The organism is Marinifilum sp., from assembly GCF_965230805.1.
Classification (GTDB): domain Bacteria; phylum Bacteroidota; class Bacteroidia; order Bacteroidales; family Marinifilaceae; genus Marinifilum.
In genome coordinates, this window is record NZ_OZ246019.1 from 3,313,566 (window position 1) to 3,338,996 (window position 25,431).

Genomic DNA, 25,431 nt, shown 5'->3' on the forward strand with positions numbered 1-25,431 from the left:
CATTATTATTAGAAGATCGAGTAGGAAGACTGTGTTATAATCTGAAAAAGAAAAAATGATCATAATGCTAAGTTCTTCCAAAAGTGGAGGAACTTTTTTTTTAAACAGCAAAAACTAGTTAATAACCAAATTAGCAAAACAAAAGAAATGAGTGACAAGTTATTTATTTTCGACACAACATTGCGAGATGGAGAGCAAGTGCCAGGTTGCCAATTGAATACGATTGAAAAGATTGAAGTGGCAAAAACACTTGAAGCTTTAGGTGTTGATGTTATTGAAGCAGGTTTCCCGGTTTCAAGTCCAGGGGATTTCCAGTCGGTCGTCGAGATCGCTAAAGCAGTAAGTAATCCTACCATTTGTGCTTTAACACGTGCAGTTGAAAAAGATATAGATGTTGCTGCTGAGGCACTCAAGTTTGCAAAGCGAGGCAGAATCCATACAGGAATTGGAACTTCACCATATCATATCAAATCAAAACTGAATTCGAATCCAGACGAAATATTGGAGCGTGCTGTTCGTGCGGTAAAATATGCAAAGCGATATGTTGAGGATGTTGAGTTTTATGCTGAGGATGCGGGCAGGTCGGAAAATGAATATTTGGCAAAAGTAGTTGAGGCGGTAATCGCTGCAGGAGCTACGGTAATTAATATTCCTGATACAACAGGATATTGTTTGCCTGCCGAATATGGTGCAAAAATCAAATATTTGATGGAGAATGTTACTAATGTGCACAAGGCAATACTGTCTACTCACTGTCATAATGATTTGGGTATGGCAACAGCGAACTCGCTAAGTGGTGTAATTAACGGAGCCCGTCAGGTGGAGGTAACCATTAATGGGATTGGTGAGCGTGCTGGTAATACTTCATTGGAAGAGGTTGTTATGGCAATAAAAACGCATCACGATTTGCCTTTACATACCGATATCTGTACCAAGGAAATTTATGGAGCAAGTCGATTGGTTTCTTCATTAATGAACATGCCGGTGCAGGCTAACAAGGCCATTGTAGGTAGAAATGCTTTTGCGCATTCTTCGGGAATTCACCAGGATGGAGTATTGAAAAACAGAGAAAATTACGAGATTATTGATCCTGTAGATGTTGGAATTCAGGAATCGGCTATTGTTTTGACAGCTCGTAGTGGTCGAGCTGCATTAAATCACCATTTGCAACAGATGGGTTATGAATTGTCCAGAGAAGATTTGGATGATGCTTATTCAAGATTTCTGATGATGGCCGATCAGCGTAAAAATGTGAGTGAGAAAGATCTTGCTGAATTAATGGGTGAGAAAGAAAACCTGGACAAAACTGTGGAATTAGAATTGTTACAAGTTGTTTCGGGTAAATCAACCATACCAATGGCAACGGTTCATCTTAAAATTAAGGGCGAAAAGTGTGCCGCAACGGCAGAAGGTAATGGCCCGATTGATGCTTGTTTCAATGCTGTTAAAACGTTGATTAAGCAAAAGTTCACCTTGGGAGAATTCTTGGTGCAAGCATTAACTCGCGGAAGTGATGACCTTGGTAAAGTACACGTTCAGTTAGAGCATAATGGTAAGGTTGTATATGGTTTTGGAGCTAATGTGGATATCATTACTGCCTCGGTTGAAGCCTTGGTAGATGCCCTTTCGAAGATTGTTTACTAGAAAAAGAGTATTGGAGATTTCTTTGCACTATAAATGTTGAAAAGATTAATTTTTAAGGCAATGATGAATTCAGAATATTGTTTTCGAGATGGGTTTTCCCTGATTAGGGAAATTACCAAATCAAACTATTGAAATCTAATTCTGTTGCTTTATTAAAATCCATAAAAATAAAATAATTAAATAAGCCAACAGCTATAAGCTATCGGCTAACAGCTAAATAAAAATGGAACCAAAAACATTATTTGATAAAGTTTGGGATGCTCATGTGGTTGAGAAAATCGAAGGAGGCCCAAGTGTATTGTATATCGATAAACATTTGATACATGAAGTGACAAGTCCACAGGCCTTTGCCGGCCTAGAGGCTCGAGGCTTAAAAGTTTTTCGTCCGGAAAAAACGGTTGCCACTCCTGATCACAATATTCCAACCGAAAATCAACATCTTACCATTAAAGATGAATTGTCAAGAAATCAGGTGGAAACCTTAAGTGCAAATTGTGAGAAAAATAACATTACTCTTTACGGAATAAACCATCCTAAGAATGGCATTGTTCACGTGGTTGGGCCGGAATTGGGACATACACAACCAGGGATGACAATGGTTTGTGGTGATAGTCATACCTCTACTCACGGTGCTTTTGGTGCTGTTGCTTTTGGTATTGGTACTTCAGAAGTGGAAATGGTTTTGGCCACTCAGTGTATTCTTCAGCCTAAGCCTAAAAAAATGCGAATTACCCTCGAGGGTGAATTACAAAAAGGTGTTACCGCAAAGGATCTTACACTTTACGTGATTGCTCAATTGGGAACAGGAGGAGCAACTGGATATTTTGTAGAGTATGCAGGATTGGCAGTTCGCAAATTAAGCATGGAGGGCAGAATGACAGTTTGTAATATGAGTATTGAAATGGGAGCTCGCGGTGGAATGATTGCACCAGATGAAACTACATTTGAGTATGTGAAAGGTCGTGAGTTTGCTCCTAAAGGCGAAGATTGGGACATAGCTCTAGCCAAATGGAAGGAACTGAAAACCGATGATGGAGCTGTATTCGATAAAGAATACACATTTAAAGCAGAGGATATCGAACCAATGTTAACCTACGGTACTAACCCAGGCATGGGCACAGGAATTACAGGAAGTATTCCATCGGCTGAACAAGTGGATTCATCTGAATTGCCTACGTTCAAAAAATCTCTTGAATATATGGGATTTGGATTAGGTGATAAACTGTTAGGTAAGAAGGTTGACTACGTATTTGTTGGAAGTTGTACCAATGGTAGAATCGAAGATTTAAGGATGTTGGCTTCGGTTATAAAAGGCAAGAAAAAGGCTGATTCGGTTACAGCATGGATTGTTCCCGGTTCGAAGCAAGTTGAAAAGCAAGCTCAGGAAGAGGGTTTGGTTGAAGTTCTTGAAGAGGCGGGATTTAAGCTTCGTCAGCCAGGCTGCTCGGCATGTTTGGCAATGAATGACGATAAAGTTCCTGCAGGAAAATACAGTGTTTCTACATCGAACAGAAACTTTGAAGGAAGACAAGGCCCGGGATCAAGAACTTTGTTGGCCAGTCCGTTAACAGCTGCGGCTGCGGCAGTTACCGGGGTTATTACAGATCCCAGAGAGTTGTTTTAATGGAATAATGTGAGTGGTCTAAAACACATAAACACTTTTCTACTTGTTGAATAAATTAAGAAAGCTATTGGCTGTTAGCCTTTGGTTATTAACAATAAAACTCAATAAAAGAATGAAGTTTCTGAGTGGAAACTTTTAGATTACACTGAATTAAAGTATACATTAATATTTTTTAGCTAAAGGCTAATAGCCAAAAGCTAATAGCATAAATAAAAAGATATGCCAATAGATAAATTTACCGTATTAGAGTCTACTTATGTACCTCTTCCAATCGAAAATGTAGATACGGATCAGATTATACCTGCACGTTTCTTAAAAGCAACAAGTCGTGAAGGTTTTGGAGAAAACTTATTTAGAGACTGGAGATTTAATCCGGATGGATCAGTAAACAAAGATTTTATTTTGAATGATCCGAAGTATGCTGGTAAGATTCTGGTTGCAGGAAAAAACTTTGGAAGTGGGTCTTCAAGAGAACATGCAGCCTGGGCGGTTAACGATTATGGTTTTAAGGTTGTTGTTAGCAGTTTCTTTGCAGATATTTTTAGAAATAATGCTTTGAACAACGGAGTGCTACCTGTTGTGGTATCACCTGAGTTTTTAAGTAAGATTTTTGAGGCTGTAGAGAAAGATAACAAGCAGCAACTTGTTGTAGATCTTGAAAAACAAAGCATATTATTGAATGGAGAAAAAGAGGTGTTTGAAATTAATCCTTACAAGAAAAATTGCTTATTGAATGGATTCGATGACATAGATTACCTCTTGGATAAAAAAGAAAACATAGTTGAATTTGAGGAAAAGTAAATTCGCAAAATTGTGACTTTGTAAATTAACTATTTAGTATGGGACAAGTTGCAAAATAACAATGATATTATTTCCGAATTTACAAACTAACACATTCACAAAATAACACAAAGAATGAATGAACTGCGTAGCTTAGAAATAATGGATACCACACTCAGGGATGGTGAGCAAACCTCGGGAGTTAGCTTTAATGCCAATGAAAAATTAGGTGTTGCTAAGCTCTTGTTGCAATCCCTTAAAGTAGATCGATTGGAAGTTGCTTCCGCAAGAGTATCGGAAGGAGAATTTCAGGCAGTAAAGAAAATTACCCAATGGGCCGAAGAAAATGGTATGATTGATAAAATCGAAGTATTGGGATTTATTGATGGAAAAGCTTCGTTAGATTGGATTTATAAAAGTGGTGCACGTGTTGTAAACTTGTTGGCAAAGGGTTCATTAAAGCATTTGCAGGGACAACTTCGAAAGTCTCCCGGTCAGCATGTACGGGATATTAAAGATGCAGTGGCTTACGCTGAGGAACTTGGCATAAAGGTTAATCTTTATTTGGAAGATTGGTCGAACGGGATGATGAGCTCAATAGATTACGTTTGGTATCTGTTGGATGAACTGCAAAATGAGAAAATACAAAGGTTTATGCTGCCTGATACTTTGGGAGTAATGAACCAAGTTCAGGCTTTTGATTTTTGTTATGCTTGCCGCGAAAGATATCCAAAACTGCATTTCGATTTTCATGCTCATAACGATTATGATTTGGCTTTGGCAAATGTTTATTCATCGGTTTTGGCCGGAGTCAACGGAATCCACACAACAGTAAACGGTTTGGGCGAGAGGGCTGGCAATGCTCCATTGGCCTCGGTTGTGGGGGTGATAAAAGATCACCTTTCCAGAAAGATTAATGTGAACGAGGAAAAGATCAATACGGTTAGTCGTATTGTTGAAACTTTTTCAGGAATTAGAATTCCGGCCAATAAGCCTTTGGTAGGTGAGAATGTGTTTACGCAAACTTGCGGTGTTCATGCAGATGGAGATTCTAAAGACGACTTGTACTTTAATCGATTAATGCCCGAGCGTTTTGGTCGTAAAAGAAAGTATGCCTTAGGAAAAACTTCAGGCAAGGCAAATATCAAGAAAAACCTTGAGGAGCTTGGAATGACACTGGAAGAGGAAACCATGAAAAAGGTTACTCAAAAAGTAATTGAACTAGGCGATAAGAAAGAAACAGTTACAACCGAGGATCTTCCCTATATCGTTTCTGATGTGTTAAATCAAAGCATGGAGGACAAGCCTATTGTGATCAAGCATTATTCTTTGTCATTATCGAAAGGAATGCGTCCCTTCGCATCTGTTAATTTAGAAATTAATGGCGAAATGCATGAGGGTACAGCATCAGGAGATGGTCAGTATGATGCTTTTATGAATGCAATTTGGAGTGTATACGAGACCTTAGGGAAAGATCGCCCCATACTAAAAGATTATTTCGTTAGAATTCCGCCAGGAGGTAAAACCGATGCTTTGGTAGAAACTCTTATCACATGGGATTTTAATGGGAAGGAATTTAAAACGCGTGGATTGGATCCCGATCAGGTTGAAGCAGCGATTAAAGCAACATCAAGAATGCTAAACCTTTTGGAACAACAGTGCAGTAATAACAGTGAACAATTATCATTAAAAAATAAATAACAAAATACAAAATTATTAGATTGGGAGGAGCTTCGTAAACTTCTCATCTAACATCTCAAATCTAATAACTCAAATCTAAATTAAAAATGACTTACAAAATAGCAGTATTACCAGGTGATGGTATTGGTCCTGAAATCGTTGAACAGGCAAAAAAAGTATGTGATGCAATCACAAAAAAGTTTGACCATGAATTCGAATATACCAAGGCTTTGGTTGGAGCTGCGGCCATCGATGAGGTCGGCGATCCTTATCCGGCTGATACTCATGAATTGTGTATGAATTCGGATGCAGTACTTTTTGGTGCAATAGGCCACCCTAAATTCGATAACGACCCTTCGGCTAAAGTTCGTCCGGAGCAAGGGCTTTTAAAGATGAGACAAACATTGGGTTTGTATGCAAACTTGCGTCCTGTGAATACTTTCAAGTCGCTAATTCACAAATCGCCACTAAAAACCGAATTGGTGGATGGAGCCGATTTTATGTGTATCCGTGAACTTACAGGAGGTATATACTTCGGTCGCCCACAGGGCAGAAGCGAAGATGGCAAAACGGCTTACGATTCTTGTGTTTACACCGCCGAAGAAATTGAAAGAATCATTCGATTAGGATTCGAATATGCTGGCAAAAGAAGAAAAAAACTCACCATTGTTGATAAAGCAAATGTATTGGCAACTTCCAGATTGTGGAGAGAAATTGGACAAAAAGTAGCTCCTGATTATCCGGATATCGAAGTGGAATACATGTTTGTGGATAATGCTGCCATGCAAATTATTACCTGGCCAAAACGTTTTGATGTAATGGTTACCGAAAATATGTTTGGAGATATTCTTACCGATGAGGCAAGTGTGATATCTGGTTCAATGGGGATGTTACCGTCGGCATCTATTGGTGTTCATACTTCGGTATTCGAGCCAATTCACGGATCGTATCCACAGGCCGCTGGTAAAAATATAGCCAATCCATGTGCAACGGTGCTTTCGGCAGCAATGATGTTTGAATATGCATTTGGCATGATGAAAGAAGGTGCCTTAATTCGTGAGGCAGTAGACAAGTCTTTAGAAGAGGGAGTGGTAACCGAAGATATTGCGGACGGAAAAAAATCTTATTCAACATCAGAAGTTGGAGATTGGTTGGCTGATTATATAGAAAAAGCGTAAATAAGGCAGTTGGCTTTTAGCAGTTGGCTATTGGTAATATTAAAATGCTAATAGCCAACTGCTAAAAGCCAATGGCTTGTTTATTTTTTAATTAAATCACAAAAGGGAAAAAATCACAAAGGGGGAAACGTGACAAAAAAAACAGAACATTATTATCCAAAAATGGCTGATATTGTAAAGGCTGGTCGAACAGTTAAAGAGGTGGTTGAAGCTACACCTTTACTGAAGAACATGAACCTGTCTTTAAAATATGATGCCAATATCCGCTTAAAGCGGGAAGATCTTCAAATGGTGAGATCTTACAAAATAAGAGGAGCTTACAATAAAATAGCCGGATTAAGTAGGGAACAACTTGCCAAAGGAATAGTTTGTGCCAGTGCTGGCAATCATGCACAAGGGGTAGCTTATTCCTGTCAGAAACTCGGATGTTGTGGTGTAATTTATATGCCGGAAACAACCCCTCGTCAGAAAATTAAACAAGTCAAAATGTTTGGTGGCGAGTTTGTTGAGGTAATCCTTACGGGAGATACTTTCGATGATGCATCAAATCAGGCTTTGGCAGATGCAAAAGAGCAAGGCAAAACCTTTATCCATCCTTTTGATGATGCTAAAATTATTGAAGGACAAGGAACCATTGGTCTTGAGATATTGCAAGATTGCCCTGATCCTATTGATTACATTATTGTACCTATAGGTGGAGGAGGATTGGCTTCGGGGCTGGGTGCCTGGATCAAGGAGTTTAGTCCGAAAACCAAAATTATTGGAGTTGAGCCCGAAGGTGCACCTTCCATGAAAACAGCATTCGAGAAAAAGGAGAATGTTTCATTAAACACAATCGATCGATTTGTTGATGGAGCCGCTGTGCAAAAGGTTGGTGACTTAACCTGGCGAATATGCGAGAAAGTATTGGATGATATTATTGTGGTTCCCGAAGGATTAATTTGTTCAACCATATTAAGACTATATAACGAGGATGCAATTGTAGCTGAACCAGCAGGCGCATTATCGATTGCTGCTTTGGAATTGATATCAGATAAAATAAAAAGCAAAAACGTTGTTTGTATTCTTAGTGGTAGCAATAATGATATCACACGCATGGAAGAAATTAAAGAGCGTAGTTTGCTTTACGAAGGCCTAAAGCATTATTTTATTGTTCGGTTTCCTCAGCGTTCAGGCGCTTTAAAAGAGTTTGTAAATGATGTTTTAGATCAGGGCGATGACATTACACACTTTGAGTATTACAAAAAACACAGTAGAGAAAAAGGTCCTGCTGTAATTGGCATTGAGGTGCGACAGCCTGAGGATTTAACGAGACTTCAGGAGCGAATGACGGAAAGAAATTTTGTATTTGAATATTTAAATGACAAGACTGACTTGTTTCAGTTCATCATTTAATGACCTTCGATCAAAAATAATCACCACAGAAAGTCAGCTTATTATTAAACGTGAGTTCGACGTAAAATTCTATCCACAGAAAGTTCTATTTGGGATAGATTTGCATTAAAAATTTGGAAAGAATAGCGTGCTATTTTGAGGAATTTTTAATGTGAAGATGTCGTAAAGAGAACTTTCCATTATGTGTTAGCCTGCTTTCGGCATAAATTTCCTCAAATCTTCTTGAAATATCCCGATATTCCTTCGAAAAATTGATAAAATTTCTACTCAAAATCAGATCAAACTGTGAACGAATTTTACGTCGAACTCAGGTTATTAAAAACAATCCGGATGGTTTTCGCTATCCGGTTTTTTTTCGTGGGAGCCCCTCGTAGCTACCTACGAGGGGTGCTCGTAGCTACCTGTGTTAGTGTTTCGTAAGTTAATACTGGTATAAAATCTAAAAAGCGATATTGCCATGCCGGGAATATCGCTTTTGGTATGATCTGGTTTATCTTGATAATATTTTCATTAAGAAGCCGTACATGTCAGCCTTTTCGCGTATGATCGATACATGATTAATACCACCATAATGGCCGGCTTTTTTTTCTACTCTCAATAATATGGGATTTAATTGAGCTTCACGATTTTGAAGTTCCGCAACAAATTTATAGGAGTGAAAAGGAGGTACACGATCGTCGTTTTCGGCGGTCATGATTAACATGGCCGGATAATTTACGTCTTCTTTAATATTGTGCAATGGAGAATAGCTTCTCAGGTTCATAAAATCAAGCGAGTCTGTAACCGTACCAAATTCATTTGTGTGTATTGATCCTACTGTGAAATTTTCGAAACGTAACATATCTGTTACCGCTACGTCAGGAACCACAGCAGCATATAAATCAGGACGTTGAATTGCAGCTGCAGCTACGATTAATCCTCCATGTGAAGCGCCATTAATGGCAATTTTTTTCTGAGTGGTATAGCCTTCTTTAATTAAGTATTCTGCAGCGGAATGAACATCGTCTATGGTATTTTGTTTGTTTAATCCTCTACCTGCCTTAATCCATTCTTTCCCAAGATCGCCACTACCGCGAACATTGGCATACGCAAATACTCCTCCTTGTTCGATGAAGTAAATTATTCCAGCATCAAATCTTGGAGAAGAAATGCTGCCAAATCCGCCGTATACTTTCAGAAGGCAAGGGTTATCTCCATTCAATTTTAGTCCTTTTTTGTATACGATATTCATCGGAACACGAATCGAGTCGTTAATTGGGTACATCATTGATTTGTGTTCGTAGTTTTTAAAGTTGTAGGTAACCTGCACCGTTTCACCAAATCTTCGTTCAAAAGTTTTTGTGTTGAAAATGTAAGGCAAGGGAGGAATAGTATATCTTTCCATAAAAAAGTACACCTCTTCATCATCTTTTTCACCGTTAAATCCATAAATTGAACTTGCATCCGGCAATGCCAGACTATAAAGTGGCTTTCCTGCTATATTATATACTTTAAGGAGTGGATGTTGATTGCTTTGATAGATTAATAAAATTCGATCCCTTTTGGCAATGCAATCTGTTAAAACAGCATTGTTCACTTCTGGTACAACTAATCTCCACTTGGTGGGATTAAAAGGGTCGATTTCAACAACCATACCTCCATTGGTATTTTTACCGCTAGTTGCAATTAATTTACCATTATAATTATCTACAAACGAAATAGCCGACTTTTGTTTCATTAACAAAGGTCTTAGGTATGGCTTTTCCGAATGAAAATCAATAAAGAAATAGTTGTAGTAGTATTTTGTTTTTTCTCTAAGGATAAAAAACCTTTCATCCGAAGTCATCTGGTAACTGAATTGTACTTTTGGATTTTTTCTTTTAAAAATTAGTTGATCTTTTTCCTGAGGCTCTCCAAGTTTGTGATAATAGATTTCTTCTCCAATTGTAGCGTAAAATTCCCCTAAATTAGGATATCTGGAATAATAAAAGCCATCGCCTCTCCAAGCAATTGCTGAAAATTTAACACCAGTTAAATGATCTTTCATTTCGCTTCCTGATGGCAATGCAATGGTTCTGATTTCCCTCCAGTCGGAGCCGTTTCTGCTAATAGTATATGCCAGATGTTTTGAATTTTTTGAAACGGAATATCCTTCGATATTTACTTTATCTCCTTTCCTGCTATAATTTGGATCAATTAAGAGCTGATCGATGTTTTTTGGACTGCTTCCCATATATAAACCAGCAGTGGCGAAGTCATTTCGCCTTTTTTTGCAGAAATAGTATTTGCCATCTTTAACAGGAAAATCCATAATTACATAGTCATATTTATCAATTAAGGTTTTGCAATTATATTTGGCTGAAGCCTTTTGCAAGTACTTTTTTGCCAGTTTATTTTCTTGTTCTACCCAGTTTAGAATGCTATCGTTTCTTACATTCTCTAACCATCTGTAGTTTTCTGATACCACATATTTATTGAAAAAAGTATCTGTAACAGTATGTTTTGGGCAAAGTGGATATTCTAATTTCTGGGCATGGGTCGTTTTTATACTCCATACCATTACGATAATGAATAAAGAATGAGAAATAAATTTACACATGATGAATAAAAGTTAATTTAAGTTCTAGGTGTGTTTTAATGAGTAGCGAATTTATAAAAAACATGCTTTTATGACAATAAAAAGTCTTAACTTTTGTCTGCCAAAAGAATCAAAGAAAACCCTAACCTTAAACACATTTGTATGAATAATGAAGTTTCAAGAAGAGACTTTGTCCGTACCGGATCTGTGTCTCTTGCAGGAATGGCGATTCTTCCTTCCTTTTTAAGTTTTGGATGTAATCGATTAACTGAGCAATCAGCTTTGGAAGAATATCTGCAACACTTTGGTGTAAACAAAGAGATGTTACAAAAAGTTATGGCTGAAGCCTTATCGAGAGGAGGCGACTATTGTGATTTGTTTTTTGAGCACACACTTTCCAATAATGTTTCATTAATGGATAATGAAGTAAACCGTGCTGGTTCTAACATCGATTATGGAGTTGGAGTTAGGGTTTTAAAAGGAGATCAAACAGGCTATGCATTTTCGGAAGAAGTTAGTTTGGGAGCCATGCTAAAAGTGGCAAAAACTGCTGCAAGCATTGCCAACGAAAGTAAAGATTTTCCGCCCATTAACTTAAATGAGAAAACCCATCCTGATTATTACAAATTTAAAACTGCCTGGGAAGATGTATCCATCAAACAGAAAATCCCATTTCTGCAAAAATTGAATGATAAAATTTTTGCATTGGATGAAAAAGTAGATAAAGTACAGGTATACTTGAATGATGAATCGAGCCATGTTTTATTTGCTAATTCAGAAGGGATTTTAAGTTTTGATTACAGACCAATGTTTAGTCTTTCGGCCAGCTGTGTCTTGATTGATGGAGACAAGAAAGAAGACTTTTATTCTGCTCGTTCGATGAGAATTGGATTCGAATACTTAAATGATGAATTGTTAGACGAAATTGCCAATGAAGCTGTAAGCGGGGCAAAACGTCAATTCCTTGCCGGCAAACCAAAAGCGGGTGAAATGCCGGTTGTTCTTGCGGCAGGTAGCTCGGGAATTCTTCTTCACGAAGCCATTGGTCACGCTTTCGAGGCCGATTTCAACCGCAAGGAAACTTCTATCTTCTCCGATAAAATGGGTAAGAAGATTGGTAAGGAATTCGTTACCATTGTTGACGATGGAACCAATCCAAATGTTAGAGGTTCGGTGAATATCGATGATGAAGGAATTGACACCCAGAAAACTAAATTGGTTGAAAATGGTGTGTTGACCAGTTATATTCATGATAGAATTAGTGCCAATCATTACGGTGTCGATCCTACTGGTAATGGCAGAAGAGAATCGTTTCGATTTGCTCCTATTCCGCGGATGAGAAATACATACATGGAAAATGGTCCGCATTCAAAGGATGAAATTATAGCAAGCGTTAAAGAAGGTGTATTTGTTGATACATTCACCAATGGTGAGGTGAAAATCGGTGCCGGTGATTTTACATTCTATGTGAAATCGGGCTATTTAATTGAAAATGGAAAACTAACTCAACCAATTAAAGATATCAACTTGATTGGTAATGGTCCTGAATCATTGGCCGAAATTGAAATGGTAGCTAACGATTTTAAAATGGATTATAGCACATGGACTTGTGGTAAGAGTGGACAAGGAGTTCCTGTATCGCTGGGCTTACCAACAATAAAAGTATCGAAACTTACTGTTGGTGGAGTTAATGCTTAATTGCACTCATGTATCATTTATCAATTAAACAGACGAATCAATGAAAGACAATAAAAAAATGGAATTGGCCCATTGGGCTTCCAAATATGCAAAGGAAAATGGTGCTAACGAAGTATACGTTTCTGTATACGACTCAAAGCAGTCTGATATTGAAATTAGGGATCAGAAGATTGAAACCATTCAGGAGTCCATTGAAAGTGGATTGAGTATTAATTTGTATGTAAATGGCAGATACTCTTCTCACTCAACCAATCGATTGAATAAAACGGAACTGGAAAGATTCATTAAAGAGGCAATATTAGCTACCAATTATTTGGCAGAAGATAAATATAGATCATTACCCAATCGTGACCTTTGTTACAATGGCGACGAGCGTGATTTGAAACTGTCCGACTCGGCTTACGATAAGCTTGATCCTCGTGAAAAGATTGAAGCGGCTATGAAAGTAGAAGCTGAAACCATTGGAATGGACGATAGAATTATTACGGTTTCTGGTTCGTATGGCGATGGATCATCACGTGGCTATATGGTGATGAGTAATGGAGTAGAAGGATTTAACGAATCTACTTCTTTTTATCTTAGTGCAAGTGCCTCGATAAATGGAGGAGATAGCAGACCTTCGGCAGGTCATTATATGGCAACACGCTTTTGGGATCAATTAAAACCGGATGGAATTGGGAAATATGCTGTTGAGCGAGCTTTGCAGAAAATTGGAGCCAAGAAAATCAAATCTGGAAAAATGGACATGTTAATCGAAAATCGTACGGTAGGACGTGTATTCGGATCATTCCTTGATCCATTGTATGGTTACAATTTGCAGCAAAAGCGTTCCTTTATGGAAGGTAAAATTGGGCAAAAGATAGCTTCGGACAAATTAAGTATTATTGATAATCCATTTATTGAATCGGGACGTAATTCTCGCTTGTTTGACAGAGATGGTTTGGCTGCAAAAGAAATAACTGTTGTTGAAAAAGGGATTTTGCGTACCTATTATATAGGAAATTACTATGGCAAAAAGTTAGATATGACACCTACAACAGGTTCTCCTTCCAATTTGATTTTCGAAAAAGGAAACAAAGATATATTTGGCTTAACCAGAGAAATGAAAGAAGGTATTTTTGTAACCGGATTTAATGGAGGGAACTCCAATCCTGCTACCGGGGATTTCTCGGTGGGAGTTGAAGGGTTCTATGTAAAAGATGGTGAAATTATTCATCCAATTTCAGGAATGAATATCACAGGTAATCACAAGGAAATGTGGAATCAGTTGGTGGCTGTTGGGAATGATCCTTTAATCGATCGTTCGTGGCAAACACCAAGTATGCTGTTTGAAGGAATTGACTTTAGCGGATTGTAAAAACCAACAAGTAAAAATAGATGAAGTGGCATTCTTTGCGGAGGATACCACTTTTTTTATCAGTTAAAACTCAATCAAAAACATGTGAAATTTAGAATACGACTAAAAAGCAAAAAACAGCTAAGCATAATCACGCTTAGGTGAAGAATTCTTACTATTTTAGATCGAATCAAAATCAATAATTATGATACTACAAATTTCTGACTGGTGGAGTGCCATGGATATCGTTGAAAAGATATTCTGGGGAATCTCCATTCCATTTTCAGTTCTGTTTCTTATTCAGATGCTTATGACTTTTCTCGGTGGAGATGTGGACGATATGGCTGCTGATGGCGATGCAGATGTTTCCGGTGATGGGGGTATAGATTTTCAGTTTCTAACGCTGAAGAACCTGATTGCCTTTTTTACCATTTTTGGTTGGACCGGAATCATCTGTTTGCACATGGGCTTTGGTCCTGGATTGGCAACTTTTATTGCTACCATAGCCGGTCTGATCATGATGGTAATTATGGCCTCAATCATGTATTTTATGGGAAAACTGACCGAGGAAGGAACCTTAAATCTAAATAATGCCATAGGTAAAGTGGGTAATGTATATCTTACCATTCCCGCAGGAAGAAAAGGAATGGGAAAAGTTCAAATTCAAGTGCAGGGACTACAAACCCTTGATGCCATTACCGATGCCGAAAATGATATTTCAACAGGAGCTGTTGTTGAAGTTATCGAGATCTTAAACGATCAAATTCTTGTTGTATACCCAATAGGTTAATCAATTACTAATTTTAATAATCTAATTAAATAACAAAACATTATGGGAGAATATATTGTTCTTTTGATTACTGCTATAGTAATATTCGTATTTGTTCTAATCGTATCATTCTTTAAAAGATACAAGCGATGTCCATCCGATCGAGTATTGGTTGTGTATGGTAAAGTTGGTAAAGGCGCAGGAACCGAATCGCGCTCAGCCAAGTGTATTCATGGTGGAGCCGCATTTGTTTGGCCAATTATTCAAGATTATGCATTTCTTGATCTTACTCCTATTTCGATCGAAATCAATCTTACCAATGCCCTAAGTAAGCAAAACATTCGTGTTGATGTTCCTTCACGATTTACTGTCGGAGTCTCGACCGAAGCAGGTGTTATGACCAATGCTGCTGAACGTCTTCTGGGACTATCTCAAGTGGATGTTAGTAATCTTGCTAAAGATATCATTTTTGGTCAGTTGCGTTTGGTAGTTGCGACTATGGATATCGAAGAGATCAACAGCAATCGTGATAAATTCCTTGCCGCGGTATCTTCAAATGTAGAGGCTGAACTGAAAAAGATTGGTTTGAAACTGATCAACGTAAACGTTACGGATATCAATGATGAATCGGGTTATATCGATGCACTTGGAAAGGAAGCCGCTGCCAAAGCAATAAACGATGCAAAGAAAAGCGTAGCCGAGAAAAATCGTGATGGTTCTATTGGAGAGGCAAATGCATTGCAAGAACAAAGAGTACAGGTTGCTGCTGCAGATGCAACAGCTGTTGAAGGGGAGAATACAGCGAAGATTACCATTGCAAATTCTGATGCGGGCAGACGTGAAAAAGAAGCGGAAGCAGAACGTTTGGCTACCGCTGCCGAGAAAGTGGCTACGGCACGTGCATTAGAGGAAGCATATTCGGCAGAAAAGGAAGCAGAATCAGCCCGTGCAATTCGAGATAAAGCATCGCAGACTGCTGATATTGTTGTTCCTGCACAAATTGACAAAGAAAAAATTGAGATTGCAGCGGAAGCAATTGCAGAGCAAACCCGTCGTCATGCGAAAGGGGAAGCGGATGCAATTTACATGAAGATGGAAGCGGAAGCAAAAGGTATTTATGAGATTTTAAGTAAGCAGGCTGAAGGTTTCGATAAGATTGTAAATGCTGCCGGTAGCGATGCCAAAGATGCTGTAATGTTAATGATCGCTGATAAGTTACCGGAATTGGTTTCTACCCAGGTTGAAGCAATCAAAAACATCAAGATTGATAAGGTTACTGTTTGGGAAAATGGCAATGGTAAAGATGGCAAGACATCCACAGCTAACTTTATGCAAGGCATGATGGGATCAATTCCTCCAATGGAAGAGCTATTTAAAATGGCAGGCATGGAATTGCCAACTTACCTTGGGAAAAAGGTAGAATTGAATAAGGAAACGGTTGACTTCGAAGATGTTTCTGACAAAGAAAACAAAGAATAGGAATAAAAAATATCCAGATTTAAGTAGAAAAGGAGCATCAATTGGAGCTCCTTTTCTATTCTTCTTTTATCAGGAATTCTCAATTCTTATCTCCAGCCATTCTTCCAATGTCTTGATAATTTCATTTTTCATATCAGGAGGAAAGCTTTTAATTCGAGTTCGGTGCGCTCCTTCCGGATTTACAAACTTTTTGCATTTATTTTTGCCTTTTAAATCAACAGCAGTGGCCGACCATGTGTCCCATTCTCCATAGATGAAAAGCATTTTTTCTGCATCAGTTTGTAACCAATGATTTACCTTTTGCATAGATTCCGGATTAAACTTCCTAATTGGTTCATTCGGGAATACATGATCAAAGCATAAATCTTTTTTGTACTTGATGTATGGTCTGAAAGGTTCAACTTCGTAGCTGTACATGCCTATTTCAGTTAAGGCTTGATGATAAAATGCCAAGCCAGGCTTCAGACTATTCTCATCAAAAAAATCCATACCCGAAACACGAAGCAAGTGATTGAACAGATCTTGAGAGGTGGCATCGGAAGATGGAATATCCTCACATTTTGTATTACCCCATTGCCAAAAGGCAAATGAATATTCAAGTATGCTCAAATCTAAAGCCTTTTCCAGTCCCATAGAAAAAGAGTAGCCTTTGTTTTCGGCAAAAACTTTGGCTAATGGTAAGATTTCTTTTTTGTTCTTAAAACAAGCCAACTGAAACTGGTAAATTTTATCTCTGCATTCTTTACTACCAACACTTGCCAGGTGTTGATGTATTCTTTTGTCTTCGCGAGCTAAATTATGAGGAGCAACATACGGGACGCTTACATCAACATCATTTGGGTAGAAAAAGCGGTGATAAATGGTTGTTTGTCCACCTTTACTGATGCCAGTAGTAAGCCACTTGCTTTTGTATATTTTCTTTAAAGCTTGAATTATCTTGTGTTGGTCGGCTGCAGCTTGTTTGATATTCAGGTATTGCCAGTCTATACTATCGGGCATTGAATTTTTAAAATAGCGATGCTCAATAATCAATTGATTGGCATGTAAAAGTTTACTCAACTCACCCGCCTTTTCTGTCCAGATATTGTATCCTTGTAGCTCAACAACCATAGGCTTATCATATGCCTGATGTCCCAGCAAAACCCTTTGTTTAAAAGTTCCGGCATCAGGATTTTCATGATCTAATGGTTGGGTAAAATAGATTTCGAAATACTCGCTAAAAGTTGTATCTCCTGTTATTTTTTGAACTGTTACATTCGGAAGCTGTATTAATTTTTGTTCCAGACTTAAAGGTTGAGTGCATGCAGCAAATCCAATACTGATTACAAAAAGAAGCGAGTAAAATTTAGTTGTTAATTTGTTCATATTGTGTTTAGGTTTAGTAGCCAAAGGCAAGTTTATATTTCAACAATTTTTAGTGTTGATTTATTATAGCTAACAGTTAACAACTAAACACTAAAAGTCTGTTGATTATCCATGAAAGCCTTTGCGCTACTGTGTATGAATTAGGAGTATTCAAATCGAACTCATCTTATTATGATCTTTGAGACTCTACATCTTCAATGCTTTTAGGTATAGGTTTTCCTAATAATCGGGCACCATCTTTAGTGATTAAGAAGTCCTCTTCGTTCCTTAATCCTCCAAAATCTTTGTATTGTTCTACTTTATCGTAATTGATAAAATCAGCAAATCTGTTTTCTGCCTTCCACATGTCAATCAGTTCAGGAATGAAATAAATTCCGGGTTCAATGGTCAACACGAATCCGGGTTCTAATTCTCTGCCAAGGCGTAAAGATTTTAATCCGAATTGTGTACTTTTTGCTTCACCATTGTATCCCACATACACTTCGCCAAGGTTTTCCATATCGTGAACGTCCATTCCCATCATATGCCCTATTCCACATTGGAAGAATAGTGCATGAGCACCCTGATGAACAGCCTCATCCAGATCTCCTTTCATGAAACCCATTTGTTTCATTCCTTCGGCAATGGTTCTGCTGGCTTTAAGGTGAATATCTTTAAATCTTACACCGGGTTTTAGTTCGGCAACAGCAGCCTCGTGCGCATTTAATGCAATTTGATATATTTCTTTTTGTCGTTGGGTAAAAGTCTTGTCAACTGGGAAAGTGCTCGACATATCACCTGCGTAATGCATTCTGTTTTCTGCGCCACAATCAATCAAAAGCATATCACCACTTTTTAATGTATTGCCATGATAATGATTGTGAAGTGTTTGTCCGTTTATTGTTGCAATGGTAGGAAATGAAAGCTGTCCACCAGCTCGTACTGCCACTTCTTGCACAGCAGCAGCAATTTCATACTCTTTCATGCCTGGTTTAGCCATTCTCATAGCAGCTAAATGCATATCGGCTGTAATGTTAACCGCTTCTTCTATATGAATAATTTCTTCCTCCGATTTATAATTCCGTTGGTTAACAACCGCCTGAACGAATTCGCTAGATGATTTTTGATTTGCTTGATCTGGCTGTATCTGCAGCCAGTTAAATAGTTTTACTTGATGTTCAGGGCGATAAGGAGGCAAGTAATGAACCTTTCTTCCTTTTGCAATGGCTTGGTCCAAATACTTTTTAAGTAGCTGACTTGGTTTTGTTTCATGAATTCCAACCGCTTCGCTTTTTTCTTTAATGGTAGGTTGTGTACCCATCCAAACGATATGGTCGATACTTAATTCATCACCAAATATAATTTCTCTGTTTTCATCGATATCGATTATCGCATTCAAACCGGCATAGTCAGATCCAAAGAAGTACAGAAAAGTACTGTCTTGTCGGTAATGATAAGTGTTATCGGCATAGTTCATACCACATTCGTCGTTACCTAAGAATAGTAAAATGCCCGATTGAATACTTGATTTTAGAAGTTCTCTTCGTTTTTGATACGTTTTTTTTGCAAACATAAGGATTAGGTTTAAAATACATTAGTTTATTCTAGGATAGAAAAACTCCATAGAATGTAAAAAAGTTGAATAATTCGGAAATTAAAATGCGATCAGGGGGGAATTAACAAATCCAGCATTCGTACAGACCTTTGTACGAATTATTGTAGTGCGTTATGTGTTTGTTAAATAAAATCATACATGGATTTGTAATGGGTAAATTTAGAAAAAAAACGCAAATAAGCTGAGTAAGATATAAAGATTTTATGTCGAACTCAGCTTGTACCTCTATAAACCAAAAGTTTGATCTTTTAGGCTTTCATCATTTAATGAAAGATCAAATTGGAATATTCCTATTCAGAATGCTTTAATAAGCAGATTCCGATAAAGAATATTTTAGCCGTTGTTTTGATCTTGTGGCTTCCAACTGACAATTGAAGGGAAATTATAAACAAATGCGTCTCAAATTGTTTTTAGAATTTTGAGTTTAGCCAAGGCACAAATTTGAGATATAGCATTAGCAAGGTCGATATTTTTTAAGGTAGGATAAACACCGGTATTACAATATTTCCAGAATGAATGGAACCAGAAAAGGAACCAGAATTGTTAGTACAATTCCGCTGAATACCGAAATGACAACCCATTCTTTACCAGTGTATTTTGAGATAATAGGGAGAGTAGTATCCATTGCGGTAGCTCCACCCGATGCGATTCCGGCAAGTTTTCCAAAGTATTTTACAAAAATCGGTACAGCAAGCAATGTTATAATTTCGCGTAAGATATTTGATAGAAGAGCAATCACACCTAAGGTTTCGCCGCTTATTTGAGTAATAAAAATGGATGATAAACTATAGTAGCCAAAACCAGCACCAACTGCTAAAGCTTCTTTTAATTGTATTTCGGGTGTGAATATGGAGATGATACCAACACCAAATAATGAGCCAACAATTACACACAAGGGTACAAGCACGATTTTAATATTGGTTTCCCTGATTACTCTCCATGATGATCGATCAGCGCCAATGCTTATTCCCACTAAAAACATCAGAAGGTAAAGGGCATAAAGTGAGAAATCAGATTCCATGATCACCTCTGGTAAAAATCTTGTAAGCCCTAAAACTAATCCTAATGCAAAAAATCCGAGTATAATCAGGCTGTTCTTCATGCTTTGTAATTGGCAATAGTTATTTACTTATTAAAAAATAGTTGATAGGTGATATATGCGAATATTAAACTACCCAACACCGCACCTATTGTAAGGATTAAAGCTTGCCAACCAATTGTATGCAGGTTGTCAATAATCGTATCGTTTAAACCGACACCAATGCCAAGCAAAAAAAGCAGTAAATAAATCGAGTATGTGATCATTTTATCAAGCCCTTTAATGATTTTAGGAAACTTCCCTAGGAATAATCCCAATATAATACCCATTGTCATTAATAGTAGAACGGTAACCATTTGCTTTGCTCTATTTGTTAAGTGCTGTTAATTTAGGTAATTTTTAGTGCTTGATCACACTTCCGCTATTATTTCTACAGAGACATAATCCCTTTAATGCCTTGTGCTCTTGAGTAGATCTCGATCACATCCTCCGCCGAATCCATCATCATTTTTACCGTTACGCCTATAAAGCGAATATCACGCGAAGTTTTATAGGTAAATTCGGTGTCTTTAGGAAACAAGTTCTTTACTGCATTTAGTTTATCTTCATTATTTGGGACAATGAATTTAAACATGTACATCGAAGGCCAGTTGGTCGACTCAATTAAATGTTGTTTTATTTTGTTGTATTTATCTTGATCCATATTTCTGTATTATAGATTGATGGCACAAAAATGGGAAAATATTTTATGCTTTAATTGATAATAAGCTAGTATTTTAATTGAAGGCCATGAATGAATTAGGCGCAAGAGCATGTGAGAGATTTAACGCTTCATTAAGATTTTTATTCTCAATTCATAAATTATAATACTATCATAAATCTTATCTTTATATTTTCATAAACAAAGCATTTAAATCCATCCGTAACATTCTGTATATATGAATAGAAAGATTATAATTGTCCTGTTGGTTATTACAAGCATTGCATTGGCAGGAATTGTTTCCACTCTGTTGAAGGGAATGAAAAAAGATCCTGAAAAAAATTTGAATCGTACAAAATTGCCCATTGTAAAAGTGGAAACAGTTGAATACACATCAATAGAGACACCTGTTGTTGAAAAGGGGAGATTGGTTTCGAACTTAGAGGTAAATTTGAGCTCCGAAGTAGCAGGACGCATTATCGAAAGCGGTGTTCCATTAAAGGTGGGTCAAAAATTTAAAAAAGGAGATTTACTCATAAAGATTTACGACAAAGATGCTCGAATGGATTTAAGAGCTCAAAAAAGTAGGTTTCTAAACAAATTGGCAGAAAACCTGCCGGATATCAAAGTTGATTATGCCGATAATTTTCAAAAATGGATGGACTTTTTTAATTCCATTGATTTGGATAAGAATATTTCGGATTTGCCTGAAGTAAAATCCGATCAGGAAAAAGTTTTTATGGCGAGTAGAAATATAATAGGAGATTATTATGCAATAAAAAGTGCCGAGGTAAAGCTTGAGAGAAGAAGGATTTATGCTCCCTTTAATGGCTCTTTTGTAGAAGTGAATACGCAGGTGGGTTCGGTTGCAGGAATGGGTTCGAAATTAGCAGGAATTATAGAGTCTGATAACTTGGAATTACAGGTTCCGGTTGAGTCGAAAGATATCAAGTGGTTAAAAGTGAATGATAAAGTGGATGTTTTAGATTCGAATGGGAGTGTGATCTCAACGGGAACATTGATTCGTAAATCAGACTTCGTGGATCAGGGAACACAGTCCGTTTCCGTTTTTGTGAAAATAAATAATGAGAATGGAGCTGAATTGTATCAAGGACAATTCCTGACTGCCCGCTTCAATGGAAAAATCATTGAGGATGCAATGGAGATTCCAAGAAATGCTGTGTTTAGGAACAATAAAGTATTTGTTGTTGAAGATGATTTGCTTCAGGAAATGAAAATCAATGTGATCAAATTAAATGATAATACTTTGGTTTTTAATGGGCTTAAAGAGGGGCAAGCACTAGTTGTTGATCTTCCGGTTAAAGCTTCGAATAACATGAAAGTGAAAGTTATTAACTAGATTTTCTTCTAAAACAACCATAGATGGAAAAGATTGTATCACGATTTGTAAAGTATCCGTTTTACGGAAAAATGATAATTGCATTGTTGTTAATAGCAGGGCTTACATCCTTGGTATTCATGAAGAAATCATTTTTCCCTCAAACAGAATCGAAAACAATTACTGTTTCGATGGTATTTACCGGCGCCAGTCCAAAAGAAGTGGAAGAAGGAATCACATCAAGAATTGAAGATGCCATAAGAGGGATTGTAGGGATTAAAGAGATGAATTCTGTTTCTTCCGAGGGATTTGCCAGAGTAACAATTACCACAACAGGAGATTATGACTTAGATGAAACATTGGCCGATGTAAAAAATGCAGTTGATGGCATACCAAGTTTCCCAACAGGAGCCGAAAAGGCTGTAATTGCCAAGCAAAGGTCTACCACGCCAGCCATACGAATGGTGGTATCCGGAGATGTGGATTTAATAACACTAAAAAAGTATGCCGATAGAATTTACGACGATTTGATGCGTTCAAAAAAAATGTCTCAAATTAGTTTGTCAGGTTTCCCAAGGTTGGAACTTTCGGTTGAGGTGAACGAAGATAATATGCGTAGATATAATCTAAGTTTTAACGAAATATCAACTGCGATTGCAAATAATAATATTGACATTTCGGGAGGAACCATTAAAAATGAAGTGGAAGAGATACTGATCAGAACCAGAAATCGCTCGGTTGATCCTGATAAAATTGGCGAGATCATTTTAAAAGCCAATCCCGATGGAACTTATCTGCGAATAAGAGATGTTGCAAATATTCATTTTCAGTTTCAGGATGTTCCTAACTCCACATATGTTAATAATAATCCTTCGGTTGGAATTGTTATAAACAAATTAAATAATGAAGATTTACAAGAAATTTCGGATTTCTGTAGTGATTACGTTGAAGAATTTAATGCCCAACACCACGACGCCCAGATGTTAGTAACATTTAACTTTGTTGACTTGTTGAAATCGCGTCTTAATTTGTTGTACAAGAATGGTGGATATGGATTGGCTTTGGTAGTATTGTCCTTATCACTGTTTTTAAGTTTTCGCCTGGCTTTGTGGGTAGCCTGGGGAATTCCAGCCTCATTTCTGGGGATGTTTATTCTGGCCAATTTAATGGGGGTTACCATTAATATGATTTCTTTATTTGGGATGATCCTAATTATTGGAATTCTTGTTGATGATGGAATTGTAATCGGAGAAAATATTTATACACATTTCGAAAAAGGGAAAAGTCCCAGAAGAGCGGCAATTGATGGAACCTTAGAGGTGGTTCCGGCGGTTTTAACATCTGTTACAACTACTATGGTTGCATTTTCTCCATTGTTATTAATCACAGGCAATATGGAGTTTCTTTTCGAAATGGCATTTGTTGTTTGTGCATGTCTTGGCTTGTCTTTGTTCGAAAGTTTATTTGTGCTTCCCAGTCATGTTGGCAATGAGGTGGTTTTAAATGCAAAGAAAAAGGCAAATGCATTTAATCGATTCAGAAAAAGGATTGAAAATGGGATTGTTCATGTACGCGATAAGGTTTATGTGCGGTTATTAGATTGGATTGTTGCTTGGCGTTGGTTTGTAGTATCAACCCCTATTGCTCTTCTATTAATAACTTATGGATTATTTAGTGGTGGTTTGATTCAAAGTACTTTTTTTCCAAACCTTCCATTTGATTCATTTAATATTAACATTGCATTTAAGCCGGGAAGCAATAAGGATATCACCACTTCTTATTTAAAAGAGTTCGAAAAATTAGTTTGGCAAGTAAATGATGAATTGATGAAAGAGTTTAACGATACAACGAATTTCATCAAATATACAACAGTATCTACAGGTAATTCGTTTGGAGGACAAGAGAGCGGGCCACATGCAGGAAATTTAGGAGTTATGCTTCGCGATATGGAAGGCGCTCCCGTATCTAGTTTTGAAATCTCCAATAGGGTAAAAAAGATAATCGGCAATGTTCCCGAAGCAGAAAAATTTACCATAGGAGCCTTTAATCGTTGGGGAGCACCTGTATCTGTTAGTTTATTGGCTAACGATTTAGATGAATTGAATCGTGCGAATGATTTTTTTCAGAATGAATTGCGACAGATGGCTTCTTTATACAATATTAGCGATAACAATCCATTGGGAAGTAGGGAGGTTCGCTTGAGATTAAAACCAAAGGCCTATTATTTGGGAATGAATCTTAGGTCAATTACTTCGCAAATCAGACAGGGATTTTTTGGAGGTCAGGCACAGCGTTTACAAGAGGGCAAGGACGAAATTAAAGTTTGGGTAAGATATCCCAAAAGCGACAGGGTTTTTATTGGTCAAATGGAAGAAATGAGAATTCGAACTCCTCAAGGTGTATTTCCGCTTTCGGAATTGGTGGAGTACGATATCAAACGCGGACCAGTTAGTATTCAACGCTACAACGGATCTCGTGAAATTCGGGTTGAGGCTGACTTATTGGATCCAAATGAACCGGTTCCGCCTATTCTCGAATACATTAGCGATAATGTTCTAACTGAACTCAATAATAAATTTCCTGGGGTTAGGGCCGAATATCAAGGACAGGAAAAGAGGTCGAAAGAGGATGGAGAGGAGCTTAAACTGTATTTCTCCATAGCATTTATGATTATCATTTTTATTGTAATGATCCATTTCAGAAGCTTCACCCAAGGATTAATTGTTTTAATGATGGTTCCTTTAGGTTTTATGGGCTCTGCATGGGGGCATGGGATTGAGGGATCGCCTGTATCTATGTTGAGTGTTTGGGGTATGGTAGCATTATCAGGGATTATTATTAATGATGCAGTAGTGTTCCTGTCTAAATACAATTCCCTGATTCAGGAAGGTTTGGAACCCATCCCCGCAGTGAAAGCAGCAGGTAAAGCCAGGTTTAGAGCTATTGTGCTTACAACTATCACCACATCTATAGGTTTGTATCCTCTTATATTGGAAAAATCATTTCAAGCTAAGTTTTTAATTCCAATGGCAATTGCTTTGGCATATGGAGTACTAATTGGAACCATTTTTCTGCTACTGTTTTTCCCTGTTCTTATTATCGTATTAAATGATACCAAGAGAATCCTAAAGCAGTTTTGGGAAGGTGAAAAAATTGCTCCAAGAGATGTCGAGCCTAAAGTAAGAGAATCAAAAGTAAGTTTAGATTAATAATTTAGAAGAAATCAGTTTCTTCGAGGCATTATAAAAAGCAAA

18 protein-coding genes are annotated in these 25,431 nt (G+C 37.5%); 12 read left to right on the plus strand and 6 right to left on the minus strand.

The window, feature by feature from the left end; genetic code table 11:
• Positions 1-147: 147 nt before the first annotated feature.
• The 6 genes from ACO05S_RS13365 to ilvA all read left to right on the plus strand — a co-directional run bounded on the left by ACO05S_RS13365 (position 148) and on the right by ilvA (position 8,301).
• The gene (locus ACO05S_RS13365; RefSeq protein ID WP_421918508.1) at positions 148-1,644 is read left to right on the plus strand and encodes a 2-isopropylmalate synthase; all 1,497 of its coding nucleotides are present in this window, start codon (positions 148-150) and stop codon (positions 1,642-1,644) included.
• 223 nt (positions 1,645-1,867) lie between these two features.
• Positions 1,868-3,268, plus strand: a complete 1,401-nt coding sequence (gene leuC / locus ACO05S_RS13370; protein ID WP_421918509.1) for a 3-isopropylmalate dehydratase large subunit — start codon at positions 1,868-1,870, stop codon at positions 3,266-3,268.
• Positions 3,269-3,487: 219 nt separating this feature from the next.
• Positions 3,488-4,069, plus strand: coding sequence for a 3-isopropylmalate dehydratase small subunit (gene leuD, locus ACO05S_RS13375; protein WP_421918510.1), 582 nt, complete (start codon positions 3,488-3,490; stop codon positions 4,067-4,069).
• Positions 4,070-4,183: 114 nt separating this feature from the next.
• Positions 4,184-5,749 carry an alpha-isopropylmalate synthase regulatory domain-containing protein gene (locus tag ACO05S_RS13380; RefSeq protein WP_421918511.1) on the plus strand — a complete coding sequence of 522 codons (1,566 nt, stop codon included), beginning with the start codon at positions 4,184-4,186 and terminating at the stop codon, positions 5,747-5,749.
• 86 nt (positions 5,750-5,835) lie between these two features.
• On the plus strand, positions 5,836-6,906 hold the full coding sequence (gene leuB, locus ACO05S_RS13385; protein WP_421918512.1) for a 3-isopropylmalate dehydrogenase: 1,071 nt from the start codon (positions 5,836-5,838) through the stop codon (positions 6,904-6,906).
• A gap of 129 nt (positions 6,907-7,035) precedes the next feature.
• On the plus strand, positions 7,036-8,301 hold the full coding sequence (gene ilvA, locus ACO05S_RS13390) for a threonine ammonia-lyase (protein WP_421918513.1): 1,266 nt from the start codon (positions 7,036-7,038) through the stop codon (positions 8,299-8,301).
• 490 nt (positions 8,302-8,791) lie between these two features.
• Here ilvA and ACO05S_RS13395 read toward each other — a convergent pair whose 3' ends face one another.
• On the minus strand, positions 8,792-10,879 hold the full coding sequence (locus ACO05S_RS13395; protein WP_421918514.1) for a prolyl oligopeptidase family serine peptidase: 2,088 nt from the start codon (positions 10,877-10,879) through the stop codon (positions 8,792-8,794).
• Positions 10,880-11,020: 141 nt separating this feature from the next.
• On the opposite strand from ACO05S_RS13395, the gene ACO05S_RS13400 reads away from it, so the two are divergent.
• The 4 genes from ACO05S_RS13400 (at position 11,021) to ACO05S_RS13415 (ending at position 16,140) form a co-directional block, all read left to right on the plus strand.
• The gene (locus ACO05S_RS13400) at positions 11,021-12,556 is read left to right on the plus strand and encodes a TldD/PmbA family protein (RefSeq protein ID WP_421918515.1); all 1,536 of its coding nucleotides are present in this window, start codon (positions 11,021-11,023) and stop codon (positions 12,554-12,556) included.
• A gap of 40 nt (positions 12,557-12,596) precedes the next feature.
• A complete protein-coding gene (locus ACO05S_RS13405) occupies positions 12,597-13,913 on the plus strand; it encodes a TldD/PmbA family protein (protein ID WP_421918516.1) in 1,317 nt (438 codons plus the stop codon).
• Between the two features lie 184 nt (positions 13,914-14,097).
• Positions 14,098-14,682 (plus strand): hypothetical protein, encoded by a 585-nt coding sequence (locus ACO05S_RS13410; protein WP_421918517.1) that lies wholly within the window; start codon positions 14,098-14,100, stop codon positions 14,680-14,682.
• A 42-nt stretch (positions 14,683-14,724) separates the two neighbouring features.
• Positions 14,725-16,140, plus strand: coding sequence for a flotillin family protein (locus ACO05S_RS13415; RefSeq protein WP_421918518.1), 1,416 nt, complete (start codon positions 14,725-14,727; stop codon positions 16,138-16,140).
• A 69-nt stretch (positions 16,141-16,209) separates the two neighbouring features.
• Here ACO05S_RS13415 and ACO05S_RS13420 read toward each other — a convergent pair whose 3' ends face one another.
• From ACO05S_RS13420 to ACO05S_RS13440, 5 genes are all read right to left on the minus strand, one after another.
• The gene (locus tag ACO05S_RS13420) at positions 16,210-17,505 is read right to left on the minus strand and encodes a S28 family serine protease (RefSeq protein ID WP_421918519.1); all 1,296 of its coding nucleotides are present in this window, start codon (positions 17,503-17,505) and stop codon (positions 16,210-16,212) included.
• A gap of 169 nt (positions 17,506-17,674) precedes the next feature.
• Positions 17,675-19,057 (minus strand): aminopeptidase P family protein, encoded by a 1,383-nt coding sequence (locus ACO05S_RS13425; RefSeq protein ID WP_421918520.1) that lies wholly within the window; start codon positions 19,055-19,057, stop codon positions 17,675-17,677.
• Between the two features lie 538 nt (positions 19,058-19,595).
• A complete protein-coding gene (locus tag ACO05S_RS13430) occupies positions 19,596-20,201 on the minus strand; it encodes a lysine exporter LysO family protein (RefSeq protein ID WP_421918521.1) in 606 nt (201 codons plus the stop codon).
• 23 nt (positions 20,202-20,224) lie between these two features.
• Positions 20,225-20,494, minus strand: a complete 270-nt coding sequence (locus ACO05S_RS13435; protein ID WP_421918522.1) for a LysO family transporter — start codon at positions 20,492-20,494, stop codon at positions 20,225-20,227.
• A 74-nt stretch (positions 20,495-20,568) separates the two neighbouring features.
• Complete coding sequence (locus ACO05S_RS13440) at positions 20,569-20,841, minus strand: DUF493 family protein (protein ID WP_421918523.1); 273 nt, start codon at positions 20,839-20,841, stop codon at positions 20,569-20,571.
• 235 nt (positions 20,842-21,076) lie between these two features.
• On the opposite strand from ACO05S_RS13440, the gene ACO05S_RS13445 reads away from it, so the two are divergent.
• Both ACO05S_RS13445 and ACO05S_RS13450 read left to right on the plus strand, forming a co-directional pair.
• Positions 21,077-22,198, plus strand: coding sequence for an efflux RND transporter periplasmic adaptor subunit (locus ACO05S_RS13445; RefSeq protein ID WP_421918524.1), 1,122 nt, complete (start codon positions 21,077-21,079; stop codon positions 22,196-22,198).
• Between the two features lie 23 nt (positions 22,199-22,221).
• Positions 22,222-25,386 (plus strand): efflux RND transporter permease subunit, encoded by a 3,165-nt coding sequence (locus ACO05S_RS13450; RefSeq protein ID WP_421918525.1) that lies wholly within the window; start codon positions 22,222-22,224, stop codon positions 25,384-25,386.
• Positions 25,387-25,431: the final 45 nt, after the last annotated feature.